Raw genomic sequence first — 390 nt, 5'->3', positions numbered from 1 at the left:
CCGATGCAGGACATGATTTTCATCCAGATCACCCAAATCAAATTTGGGTTACCGACTGTAGTGAACTTAGATTCGGTGCAAATCAGGAATCAAAATTGCGTTTAAGTGCGATTAAAGACCTTTACGATCATAGTATTATCTCCTGGAGAGTTGAAAATACAGAAACGGCAACATTAGTGACAGAGACTTTTGAGACAGCAATCAAGAATAATCATGGGATCAAACCAGCACTTTTGCATAGTGATCAAGGCTCAAGTTATACTTCAGGAGCATATAATACAATGCTGGCAGGCTTGGGAATCACGCATAGGATGTCACGTCCGGGAACACCTGGTGACAATAGTCCAATGGAAAGTTTCTGGAGTCATATGAAAACCGAATTTTTTGCTT

General features: G+C 40.5%; 1 protein-coding gene. It reads left to right on the top strand.

Translation table 11 applies throughout. The features are described from left to right. The coding region (locus LFYK43_RS12320) for a DDE-type integrase/transposase/recombinase (RefSeq protein ID WP_148095642.1) at nt 1-390 on the top strand (390 nt) is incomplete at both ends.

This window comes from Ligilactobacillus salitolerans (assembly GCF_003864415.1).
Classification (GTDB): Bacteria; Bacillota; Bacilli; order Lactobacillales; family Lactobacillaceae; genus Ligilactobacillus; species Ligilactobacillus salitolerans.
The sequence above is the reverse complement of the archived record's forward strand: the minus strand, read 5'-3'. Positions and strand labels throughout refer to the sequence as shown.